The sequence below is a fragment of the Cohnella nanjingensis genome, assembly GCF_014212125.1.
Taxonomy (GTDB): domain Bacteria; phylum Bacillota; class Bacilli; order Paenibacillales; family Paenibacillaceae; genus Cohnella; species Cohnella nanjingensis.
Window position 1 is genome coordinate 142000 of sequence record NZ_JACJVP010000023.1, and the last position, 11836, is coordinate 153835.

Here is an 11836-nt window from a genome sequence, read left to right on the forward strand (position 1 = left end):
CCTCGTCTACCCCTTAGCTCCATTAGGATATCGGCAACCGCGCGCCCCGAACCCGATCCGGTTCAGCCTGCGGACGATCCCCGGACTTCGCAGTGCCGCTCCACTTCGTCCCACTGGTAATACAAACGGATGATATCGTCCGACGCGAGCCCGCTGCCCATCTGCACCTCGATCCACTCGAGGTCGGTCTCGGCCAGCATGCTGTGCGGCGTGCCGGCGGGAATGTGCAGCACGTCGCCCGCGCGAATCTGCTTGAACTGCTGATCCTTCACGAAGCGGCCCGTGCCGGAGACGATGGTCCAATACTCGTCCCGGTTCAAGTGCAGGTGATAGCTGAGGCTCTGTCCGGCACTTACCCGCACGGCGCGGGTCGCGACCTCCTGGCCGCCCTCCAGCTGCTTGTAGTCCAGCACCCGGCAGTCGCCCCAGCGGCGCTCCTCGAACATCGGACGCTGCTCGATATGCTTCAGCATCTCCTTGAGCTTCGGGCTCTTGGCTTTGTCCGCCACGAGGATGCCGTCGGGGCTCGCGGCCACGACGACGTCGGACAAGCCGATAACGGTGACCAGCATGTCGAGCTCGTTGACGACGTGCGTGTTGACCGATTGGTCGTCGACCAGGCCGCGGCCGATCACGTTCACGTTCATCTCCTCCGTCAGCGTGTTCCAGGTGCCGAGGTCCTTCCAATAGCCGTCGTACGGCGTGACGACGATGTCGCGCAGCTTCTCGACCACTTCATAGTCGAAGCTGTTGATCGGCAGCCGATGATATTGCTTCAGCATCTCTTCGAATTGGATCGGGTACCCCTTGTCGATCAGCAATTGAATGACCGTATGCAGCCGGAACGCGAACACGCCGCAATTCCACAGCGCGCCCTGCGCGATCAGCGTCTCCGCCGCCTCCTCCGTAGGCTTCTCTACGAATCTCGCGACTTCGCGGTAGCCGCCGCCGGACGGAGCGTCCGCCTGAAACGGCCGGACCGCCGCCGGCGACGCGTCCCGCGCGGGGATGATATAGCCGTATTTCGAGGAAGGATAGGTCGGCTTCACGCCGATCAGCGCCAGCTCCGCCTCGGTGTCCCGGACGACCGCTTCGAGCTCCTTCACCTTCGCGAAGAAGTCCTGCTCCACGTAAGGATCGACCGGCAGCACCGCGACGACCTCGTTCAGATCCGTCCCCACGATGGAGTACAGGTAAGCGGCCGTCAGCGCGATCGCGGGGAACGTGTCCCTGCGCTCCGGCTCGACGACGGCGAACAGGCTGTCCGGCAGCTGGTTGCCGACGAGCTCCGCCTGCTTGGCGCCGACCGCCACGAGCGTATCTCCCGCGAGCCCCGCGGCTTCGAGCTGCCGCCATACCCGCTGCACCATCGATTCCATTTGGCCTTCGTCATTTTTCAGCACCTTCAGGAATTGCTTCGAACGCATATCGTTGGACAGCGGCCAGAGCCGCTTGCCCGATCCGCCGGACATCAGCACGATCTTCATCCCGGCACCGCCCTCCTTGCTTTCTCTTTGGCTTCTTCCAGCGATACGAAGGACGCGGCTTCCGCCGTTCCCGTCTTGCCCGCGTCCTCTTCCTCCAGCGGGAACCGCTGCTTCACGAACCGGGCCGGCGTCCCCGCATGAATCTCCGAGGCCGGGATATCCTGCAGCACCGTGCTTCTGGCCGCGACGACCCCCATCTCCCTTACGGTTACGCCCGGATAGACGAAGACATCGCTCGCGATCCACGCCCCGTCTTCGATGCGGATGGGCTTAACGATCAGCCGGAACGCGACATCGGTCGGGTCGTGGCTGCCCGTGCACAGATAGCTGTTCTGCGAGACGACGCAGTGATTGCCGATCCGGATCCGATCCAGGCTGTAGAGCTCCGCGTGATCGCCGATCCAGGAATGATCGCCGATGGCGACCTTCCAGGGGTAGGTGATTCGGGCCGTCGGGCGAATCTTGACGCCGGACCCGATCCGGGCGCCGAACAAGCGGAGCAGCCGGTTGCGGTAGTCGTACAGCGGCTGGGGCGACCAGCGGAACAGCGTCGCCTGCACGAGCCACCAGAGCAGGACGACCGCCCCGCCGCGGCCGCGCGAGTAGCCGGTCTGGCTATATTGATCCAACCGTATGCGGTTTGTCGTTGCGTTCCTGTTCGGTACGTTCTTGTTCATTGCGTCTCCCTGCTCCCAGCGCTGTTAGAGATTGGTGAAAGGCTTGCATGACCGACTCGTATCCGAGCTGTTCGACCGCGTATCGCCGCGCAGCGACGCCGCAGCCGGCGCGGCTCTCCGCGTCCGCCGCCAGCTGTTCCAGTCCTGCCGCGAGCGCCGCCGCATCCTCCGGCGGGACGACGATTCCCGCGCCCGCTTGCGCCATGACGGCATGCACCGCCGTCCCTTCCTCGGCCGTGGCGAGCACCGCGCGCCCGCTCGCCAGCATCCCGGTCAGCTTGGACGGCATGACCAGATCCGAGGCGCCCCGCTTCTGCACGAGCAGATGGACGTCCGCCATGCCCAGTAGCTCGTTCAGCTGCTCCATCGGCTGCAGCGGGAGGAAGGCGACGTTCGCGAGGCCCTTCTCCCGCGCCAGCCGCTCGAGCTTCGCCTTGGCGACGCCGTCCCCGCACAGCACGAACCGGATGCGCGGGTCGTCCTGCAGCCGCTCGGCCGCTTGAAGCACCACCTCTAGCCCTTGCTTCTCGCCCATGTTGCCCGAATACAGCGCGACCGTCTGCTCCGCCGAATAGCCGAGCCGCTCGCGATACGCGTTCGGCGCGTTCTCCGGCAGCGGATGAATCGCGCCGATATCGACCCAGTTCGGGAAGGACCGAATGCGCTGCTCCGGGACGCCTTTGGCCGCCAGACGGCGCAGCATGGGGCCGCTGATGCTGGAGACGGCGTCGAACCGCCGCAGCAGCCAGCGCTCCAGGCCCTCGACCGTTCTGCGTAGACCCTTGCGGTCGGGCAGAAGGCCGAGCTCGAACGCGGCGTCGACTTCAAAGTCCTGCACGTGCAGCCACGTCCGGACCCGGAACAGCTTGCCGAGCAAGCCCGCGAGCGGCGCCGCGACGAGCGGCGGCTCCACCGCGAAGATGACGTCCGGCCGCCAAGCCATCTGGCGGAGGAGCACCGGCACGCTGGACAAAGCGAACGACATCAGGTGCAGCAGCCGCTTGGCGCCGGAGAGGCGCCCGGGTATCCAGACCGGGCACCGCCAGACGTCGGCGCCTTCCCAAGCCTCGCGAGCGTACTTGGCGCCCGCGTATCCCGCTTGGATCTTCCATTGCGGGTAATAGGGCGGCGCCGTCACGACGCGCACTTGGTACCCGTGCCGCGTCAGCCAGCGAACCATCTCCCCGTTGTATTTCCCGATGCCCGTCAGTTCCGGGGCGAAGTTAATGCTGTACAACAACACTTTGACCGGTCCACGCTTCATGCGACACCACCACTCCGCTTCCGCGTCTTCTCCCTGCCGCAGCACTCGCTTGCTGGAATTTGCTCTGCCCCCGGCCCGCTTCCCATTCCACCTTCTGCATATCCGCATCGACCATCATCCCGATCATCTGTTCGAAGCTCACTTCCGGCCTCCAGCCGAGCACCTGCCTCGCTTTGGTGCAATCCCCGAGCAGCAAGTCGACCTCGGCGGGACGGAAGAACTTCGGATCGATGACGACATGGTCCTCGTAGTTCAAGCCCACATGGCCGAACGCGACCTCCAGCAGCTCCCGGACCGTGCGCGTCTCCCCGGTCGAGATGACGAAGTCGTCCGCCCGTTCCTGCTGGAGCATGAGCCACATCGCCTTGACGTAGTCGCCCGCGAAGCCCCAATCCCGCTTCGCGTCCAGATTGCCCATGCGAAGCTCGTGCTGCAGTCCCTGCTTGATCCGGGCGACGCCGTCGGTCACCTTGCGGGTGACGAACTCGATGCCCCGGCGCGGGGACTCGTGGTTGAAGAGGATGCCCGAGCAGGCGAACATGTCGAAGCTCTCCCGGTAATTCACCGTAATCCAATGCCCGAACACTTTGGCCGCGCCGTACGGGCTTCGCGGGTAGAACGGCGTCGTCTCCGTCTGCGGGGTCTCCTGCACCTTGCCGAACATCTCGCTGCTCGACGCCTGGTAGAACTTCGCGCCGGGCTGGGCGATCCGCACCGCTTCGAGCATGTTCGTCACGCCGATCGCCGTGATCTGGCCGGTCAGCAGCGGCTGCGGCCAGGAGGTCTCGACGAACGATTGCGCCCCGAGATTGTAGACTTCGTCCGGCCGGGACTGCTGGACGGCGCCGATGAGCGACGCCAGGTCCGTCAGGTCCCCGGACAGCCATTCGATCTCGTCCTTGATCGCCTCTACGTTGTCGAAGTTCGGCGAGCTCGTGCGCCGCCTCAGGCCGTAGACTTTGTATCCCTGCCTGAGCAGCCATTCCGCCAGATAAGATCCGTCCTGACCGGTCGTTCCCGTAATAAGCGCGCTTTTCATCTTGACCCCTGCCTCTCCGGAAGCCCGTAACGTGACGAAGCCTCAGCCGAATTTTGCAAATACCATTCATATGTGCGGCGCAGACCGTCGTCCAGACCGGTCCGCGCAGTCCAGCCAAGCGCGGTCAGCTTCGACACGTCCACCAGCTTGCGGGGCGTCCCGTCCGGCTTCTGCGTATCGTATCGGATGTCGCCGCGATAGCCGACGACGCTCGCGACGCGCGAAGCCAGCTCCGAGATCGGCAGGTCCTCTCCGGTGCCCACGTTGATGATGTCGCCGGCGTCGTAGCGATCCATGAGGAACAGGCACGCATCGGCCAAGTCGTCCGCATGCAGGAACTCCCGTCGGGGCGTGCCCGTGCCCCAGACCGTGACGTAAGGCGAATCTTGCAGCTTGGCTTCATGGAACTTGCGAATGAGGGCGGGCAGGACATGGGATTGCGCGAAGTCGAAGTTGTCGTGAGGCCCGTACAGATTGGTCGGCATGACGGAGATATAATTCGTGCCGTATTGCCGGTTGTAGGATTGGCACATCTTGATGCCGGCGATTTTGGCGATCGCGTAGGGCTCGTTGGTCGGCTCGAGCGCCCCGGTCAGGAGATACGATTCCCGGAGCGGCTGCGGCGCCAGCTTGGGGTAGATGCACGTGCTGCCGAGGAAGAGCAGCTTGCCGACGCCCGTTCGGCGGGAGGCCTCGATGACGTTCGTCTGGATCATCAAGTTGTCGCGGATGAAGTCGGCGGGATAGTCGTTGTTCGCGACGATGCCGCCCACCTTGGCCGCGGCGAGAAATACGTAATCGAAGCGCCGTTCTTCGAAAAACCGGCGGACGTCCGCCGTTTCCCGCAGGTCCAGCTCGGCCGAGGTCCGGCAGACCACTTTTCGGAAGCCCTCTCGCGTCAGCGCCCGCAGGATGGCCGAACCGACCAATCCCCGGTGCCCCGCGACGAATATATTCGCGAATTTGTCCATCATGCATTCCTCACCTGTCCGTCGTAGTCAATCAGAACGCGTTGCGGGATCGGACCATCACCCATAACGTGCGCGCGATGATCCGCAGGTCGTACCAGAAGCCGCGCTTGCGGATGTACGCCAGATCCAGCTCCACCATCTCTTCGAAGCCGACGGTGCTGCGCCCGCTCACCTGCCACAGTCCGGTGCAGCCGGGGACGACGGTCAACCGCTGAAAATCGCGCTCGCGATACAGAGCCACTTCCCGCAGCAGCGGCGGTCTCGGCCCGACCAGGCTCATCTCGCCCCGGAGCACGTTGAAGAACTGAGGCAGCTCGTCGATGCTCGTCTTGCGGATGAACTTGCCGACGCGCGTGACGCGGGGGTCGTCCCGCATCTTGAACATCGCTCCGCTCACTTCGTTCGTCGCGGCCAGCTCTTGGAACAGCTCCTCCGCGTTCGTCACCATCGAGCGGAATTTGTACATCTTGAACATCCGGCCGTTCTTGCCGATCCGGGTCTGGCTGAAGAGGATCGGTCCGCGCGGATCTTCCAGCTTGATCATGAGCGCCGTGGCCAGCATGATCGGCGAGACCAGGACGATGCCGACCAAGACCATGACGATATCAAAAGCCCGCTTGCTCCACTCTGTCCGGTCCAGGGACGGTTCTTGGGCGCGCTGCCGCTGTACTTCCAACTCCAATTCGCGCAAGGGCATGCTCATCGCCGTTCACCCCTACCCGACAACGTTGCGGTGATATTGCGACAACAGCTGTTCCATCTGACGGAGCAGCGGATTGCGCAGCTCCGCGTGATCCAGGGCGAACTCCAGCGACGTGAGGATGAAGCCGAGCTTCTCGCCGACGTCGTAGCGGACGCCTTCGAATTGATAAGCGTACACGTCCTCGACCTCGTTGAGCTTCTGGATGGCGTCGGTCAGCTGCACTTCGCCGCCCGCGCCGATATCCATCCGTTCCAGGAACTCGAAGATTCGCGGCGTCAAGACGTATCGGCCCATGATCGCCAAGTTCGAGGGCGCTTGCGCGCGTTCCGGCTTCTCCACGAAGTGGTTCACGCCGTACAGACGGCCCATCTGCTGATAGGGATCGATGATGCCGTACCGGTGAACGTCCTGGTCCGGTACCGTCTGAACGCCCACGATCGAGCTCTGCGTGCGTTCGAATTGGTTCATGAGCTGACCGATGCAGGGAACCTCGGCCCGCACGATATCGTCGCCGAGCAGCACCGCGAACGGCTCGTCGCCGATGAACTTGCGCGCGCACCATACGGCGTGCCCGAGGCCGCGCGGCTCTTTTTGCCGGATGTAGTGAATGTCGACCATCTTCGAAGGGTGCTGGACCTCCCGGAGCAGTTCCAGCTTGCCTTTGCCGAGCAGGTTCTGTTCCAGCTCGAACGCGGAATCGAAGTGGTCTTCGATGGCGCGTTTGCCTTTGCCGGTCACGATCAGAATGTCTTCGATTCCGGCCGCTACCGCTTCTTCCACGATGTACTGAATGGTGGGTTTGTCCACCAGCGGCAGCATTTCCTTCGGCATCGCTTTGGTTGCCGGAAGGAAACGGGTTCCTAGCCCCGCAGCCGGGATGATCGCCTTGCGAACCTTGCGCATCTCCATCTCCATCACCTATCCCTTGAATGATTCTCGGAACTTTTATATACCTGAAGCGGCGCTTAACAAACGTTCGTCCCCGCGGGAATCGTCCGGAGGAGAATCGTCTGCGGCTCCGCTTGTTCCGCGATTATTGGATGGGACTCAAGTCACCCTATTGCTACACTATGTATCGAATACACTCCTTACAATAAGATACATTTTGTATCATGTCAAGCGTTTTTTCAAACGATATGCTCCATATTGTATTGAAATAACCGGGTTTGCCGGCAGCAACCGCATTCATTCGACAGCTGCGACAAAACGCGGATCGCCAACGCTTGAACGCGCGAAGATAGGGCTCTCCGTCTATGCCCGGATTCCCGCCCGGTTCACCCAACAAAAAAACCTTCTTCGCGAAGGTCCCCTTGCCCGGCATGCCGCGGTCTATTCGTCAACCCGGCGCGTCATTCGCCTCATGGACGCTAGGCCTTGCAGGATACTTGCTCGCTGGACATCGTGCCTGTCGTGACGTTGCGGTCGAAGACGAGCCGGGCGCACGTTCCGGTGACCTCGTAAGACCGCTCCACGCGCGCCGGATTCCTCGTCTCGACGGACTCGTTGTTCACGACCGTCGCATCGTCGCAATTCTGGAGCAGCAGATTGTCGACGTTCGGCCGCGCATCGGCATTGTTGTCCTGTAAGCGGTTGCCCCAAATCACGAGCCGATGCCCGTTCGTCGCCACGAGGCCATACTCGCCGTTCTCCTCGAACCGGTTGTTCGTCACCGTGCAGCCGTCGGCTTGCAGGTCGAGTCCGGAGCCCCGGCTCTTCGCGACCGTGTTGTCGTGGATCAGCGTCTCGTCGGCCGTCACGCTTAAGCCCCGCCCGGCGCTCTCCGTCACGCTGTTGCCGATGATGGACACTTCGCTCGCCCCCTTCGCGATCTCGATGCCGAACGGATTGCCCACCTTGGCATTGCGGGAGCCCGCGCGCGTCACGCGATTGCCCCGGACGAGGGTCCGGCTCGCGGGGAACGTATCGTAGTGGGTATCCTGCACGACGAGGATGCCGCTGGACGACGTGTCTTCGATCGCGTTGTCGAGGATGTCGACCTGATTGCCGCCCGCATGGGCGATTCCCCGCGACGCCGACTGCGCGATCTTGTTCCCCTTGATCGTGATCCGTTCGCAGGCCAGGCCCTGCTGCTTGTAGCTCACCACGGCGATCGCGTCGTCGCCCGTGCCGGACAGCGTATTGTTCTCGATCAGAATATCCGTAGAACCGCCCGTAATATGGATGCCGTCCGCCAGCGTATCGCGGATCGTATTGTTCCGGATGATGCCGTTGCGCACCTGCCCCCGGACCATGATCCCTTTGGCGTTGCCCAGCACCTTCTCGATGAGGAATTCGGACGCCTTCGTCGAGACGTAGATGCCTTCGTCCTGATCGTTGCGCACGCCGCCCTTCGCCCCTAGCGAGATCTGCAGATTGCGGACGCCGTTGCGGACGCCGCCGCGGATCTCGACGACCCGCAGCGGATGCTTCGTCATGCGCAGTTCCGCTTCCCATCCGACGCCTTCGAGCACGACGTTGTTCTTCTTCAGCACGATGGTATTGCTTACGAGATAGACGCCCTTAGGCAGGTAGACGACGCCCCCGCCGCTCGCGCCCGCCTTGTCGACCGCAGCTTGGATGGCCGCCGTATCGTCGGCTTTGCCGTTGCCTCTGGCCCCGTATGCGGTCACGACGAACTTCTGGGCGGTCTTGTCGTCCACGGAGACGACCGGCAGCGCGTTCGGCTGGATGCGCGAGAGGTCCGGTGCGTACGAGAGCTGCTCCCGCCCCTCCCCGGGGGAGAGACGGGAGCGATCGAAGTAGGCGTAAGCCGCGGCCGCCGCGGCGGCGATCGCGAGGAAGGCCAGCGTCCCGTAGAGATACGCGCTCCAGGCCGTTCGTCCGCTTCGCAGGGATCTTCCTTGACGGAGGTTCATGGTCACGTCCCTTTCTTGAATGGCCTGGCGCGCAGCCGCTGCTTGACGTCCTGGACCAAGCTGCGGTTAAAGCCGTAGATCAAGGCCCCGTACAGAACCACCCCGAAGGCCAGCTGCAGGGCGACGATGAGCAGATCGGAATCGAGGCGGCTCACCGCCGCGCCGAGCGCGAATACCCCGATCGCCATCAGCGTGCTGTAGAGGACGCCGGGCATCATGCTGCGGCAGTATGCCGCGAAGCAATTCCCGATGGCGATTCGGATCGACTGGTAATAGTTCACCAGCACGATCAACGCTTGCGCGATCAAGTAAGCGTAGGCGACGCCGAGCGCGCCGTTCAGCCGGGCGCCCAGCCACAGGGACGGCAACAGAATCGCGAAGCACAGGATCGAATAGTAGAATCGCGTGTTCGCCCGGCCGATCGCGAGGAGCAGGCTGTGCGTCGGGATGACCGCGGAGCGGACCAGGAACATGATGGCGAGAATCTGAACCATCAGAATGCTGTCCGTCCATTGCTTGCCGAAGGCGAACGGAACGAGATACGGCGCCGTCACCGCCAATCCCAGATAGATCGGACCCGTCACGTAGCTGATCATCTCCGTGATCTGCAGATAGCCCTTGCGGAGCAGCGAGGATTGGTCTTGGATCTTCGCGAGCAGCGGCAGAGAGATCTGGGAGACGAGCGGGCTCAGCTTCTGCATCGGCATGATGCACAGCTGGTAGGCGAACGTATAGTAGCCCAGCTTCTCCGCGCCGATCATCGGCCCCAGGATGAGATAGTCGATATTGGTCATGAACGACTGAATCATGCCCGACCCCATCTGATAGACCCCGAAGCTGAGATACCCTTTGAGATCCTCCATGCGCAAGCGCAAGCCCGGCGGCCAGATGCGCCACCCCGCGACCGCGAGGCACAGCGCCTTGAACAGGGCGTTCGCCAAGTAGGATCCGACGAGCGCGTAGACGCCGAAGCCCAGGTAGGCGCCGATGAAGACGGTCGCGAAGCCTACGGCGTAGGAGGCGATGTCCACCTTGGCCAAATACGCGAAGCGCAGCTCCTTTTGGAAGAGCACCTGGAACTGCTGCCCGATCGCGGGGAAGAAGCAGAGCAGCGCCATCCACCTCATGGGGCCGACCAGCTGAGGCTCCTGATAGTAATAGGCCGCGACGGGAGCGAGCAGCCACACCGCGAGGGCGATCGCCGCGCCTGCGCCCAGGTTCAGCAGATACAGGCTGGAGAGCTCGTTCTTCGTCACGCGCTGACGATGGATGATGGCGTTGGAGATCCCGAAGTCGCTCATCGCGATCGCGACCATGACGACGACCATGATCATGCTGATGAGTCCGTAGTCTTCCGGAGAGAGCATCCGGGAGATCGTCACCACTTGGGCCAGCTGAATGACGGTGGAGACCGCCGTGGCGAGACTCGACCACTTGGCCGCGTTTATTCCTCGTACTCTTAACGACATAGGCTACCCTCATTCTTCATCCGCGATCGCGGAGCCCGGAATTCCCGGACGCCGGAAGTCAGATGATTTTCTTCTTGATATAGAGGAACAGCGGATGGGGGATGAGATCCTTGAGCGTCTTCATGACGCTTCGCTTCTTCTTGAACGCCGGCAGGTCCAGCCGCTGCAGCCATTCGAAGAACGCCCGGTCCTCCTCGCGGAGGGACGCCCGGTTCGCGATGCCGCGGTCGCGGATCTCGGACCAATACTCCACCCGGAGAGCGTTGGACGGCAGCCACTGCGGAAGCTGCTCCCTTAAGTAGACAAAGGTATCTTCGCGCACCGGGAACCCGGCCTCCCGCGGATCGATCCCTTCGGCGGCGAGCGCGGACGCCGTCCGGAGGCACTTCTCGCAGCGGCAGCAGTTGCCGTACGACTGATTCGACCAGCAGACGCGGATATTCAACTTTTGGCCGGTCGCGCGGATGTAATCCGCGATCAAGCCGACCTTGTCCTGGCGGGTCAGCTCCTCCCCTTCGAGCTGCACCCGCGTCCCGGCCCACTGAATCCGGTTGTTGATCATCGTGTTCGAGCCGTCCGGGATCGCCTCCGCCAGCTTCGGGGGCAGCGCCGACGGGACGTACAGCCGGCGAATGCCGAGCCGGTAGGCGAGCGGCGCGCACAGGCCGACCATGCCGATGCCGTGCTGGATGCCCGGCCACCAGCCGTGCGTGAAACGCCCGTAGTTGAAGGCGATCAGCTCCTCGTTCAGGAACGTGCGGAGGCTCGACTTGACGAACAGGCTCTCGATGCCGTTCAACCGTCCGAACATCTCGTTGTACCATTGGACCTCGTGCCAGATCTGCGGATAGCCGAAGCCGATATCTCCGCCCCAGATGGTGATGAAGTACGGTTTCTCATCCTTCTTGCGAATGAAGGTGCCGAGCGAGTCGACGCCTCCGCTGAAGAAAGCCGCCGAACGCTCGGGCGACTCGGGCGCCGGATCGTCCGTCAATTGCCCCACGTGAAGCTCCCCGCCGAACCTCAGACGGGGATACAGCTTCGCGAACGAGGCCCTCGCCTGCCGGAGGCTCTCGTAGAATCCCCGGTCGAGCCGCTCCACGTAGACGTCCGCTCCCGCGATCCAGGCGACCGGGCAGAGATTCGCCAGCAAGGGGATGACCAGAATGCCTTCGGGCACGCCGACGATATCGCGGTCGTACTCGACGAAGAACGGCTCTCCCGAGAAGAACCGGCTGACCTTGGCGCCGTAGGCGACTTCGTATTGAATCCTGCGATGGGCTGAGACCTCGACTTTGCGGACTTCGATCCGGTAATCTGCCGTCGTCATGCGTATCCCTCCTATGAGAT

General features: G+C 63.0%; 9 protein-coding genes and 1 pseudogene. All 10 read right to left on the reverse strand.

What is annotated here, in order from left to right; translation table 11 throughout:
* Window positions 1-62 precede the first annotated feature (62 nt).
* Window positions 63-1487, reverse strand: a complete 1425-nt coding sequence (locus H7C19_RS13535; RefSeq protein WP_185143184.1) for a sugar phosphate nucleotidyltransferase — start codon at window positions 1485-1487, stop codon at window positions 63-65.
* On the reverse strand, window positions 1484-2116 hold the full coding sequence (locus tag H7C19_RS13540; protein WP_246469481.1) for a putative colanic acid biosynthesis acetyltransferase: 633 nt from the start codon (window positions 2114-2116) through the stop codon (window positions 1484-1486). The genes H7C19_RS13535 and H7C19_RS13540 overlap by 4 nt, the downstream gene beginning before the upstream one ends.
* Complete coding sequence (locus tag H7C19_RS13545) at window positions 2103-3428, reverse strand: glycosyltransferase WbuB (protein WP_185143186.1); 1326 nt, start codon at window positions 3426-3428, stop codon at window positions 2103-2105. Before H7C19_RS13545 ends, H7C19_RS13540 begins: the two co-directional genes overlap by 14 nt.
* 76 nt (window positions 3429-3504) lie before the next feature.
* Window positions 3505-4467, reverse strand: a pseudogene (gmd, locus tag H7C19_RS13550) (GDP-mannose 4,6-dehydratase); the annotation flags it as partial.
* Window positions 4464-5438: a GDP-L-fucose synthase gene (fcl, locus tag H7C19_RS13555; protein WP_185143255.1), complete on the reverse strand. Its 975-nt coding sequence runs from the start codon at window positions 5436-5438 to the stop codon at window positions 4464-4466. The gene fcl and the pseudogene gmd, both read right to left, overlap by 4 nt.
* 31 nt (window positions 5439-5469) lie before the next feature.
* Window positions 5470-6141 (reverse strand): sugar transferase, encoded by a 672-nt coding sequence (locus H7C19_RS13560; RefSeq protein WP_246469482.1) that lies wholly within the window; start codon window positions 6139-6141, stop codon window positions 5470-5472.
* A 12-nt stretch (window positions 6142-6153) separates the two neighbouring features.
* Complete coding sequence (gene galU, locus H7C19_RS13565; protein WP_185143257.1) at window positions 6154-7044, reverse strand: UTP--glucose-1-phosphate uridylyltransferase GalU; 891 nt, start codon at window positions 7042-7044, stop codon at window positions 6154-6156.
* Between the two features lie 464 nt (window positions 7045-7508).
* Window positions 7509-9017 carry a right-handed parallel beta-helix repeat-containing protein gene (locus H7C19_RS13570; RefSeq protein WP_185143188.1) on the reverse strand — a complete coding sequence of 503 codons (1509 nt, stop codon included), beginning with the start codon at window positions 9015-9017 and terminating at the stop codon, window positions 7509-7511.
* A gap of 2 nt (window positions 9018-9019) precedes the next feature.
* Window positions 9020-10486, reverse strand: a complete 1467-nt coding sequence (locus tag H7C19_RS13575; protein ID WP_185143189.1) for an MOP flippase family protein — start codon at window positions 10484-10486, stop codon at window positions 9020-9022.
* Window positions 10487-10544: 58 nt separating this feature from the next.
* Window positions 10545-11816 carry a hypothetical protein gene (locus H7C19_RS13580; RefSeq protein WP_185143190.1) on the reverse strand — a complete coding sequence of 424 codons (1272 nt, stop codon included), beginning with the start codon at window positions 11814-11816 and terminating at the stop codon, window positions 10545-10547.
* Window positions 11817-11836: the final 20 nt, after the last annotated feature.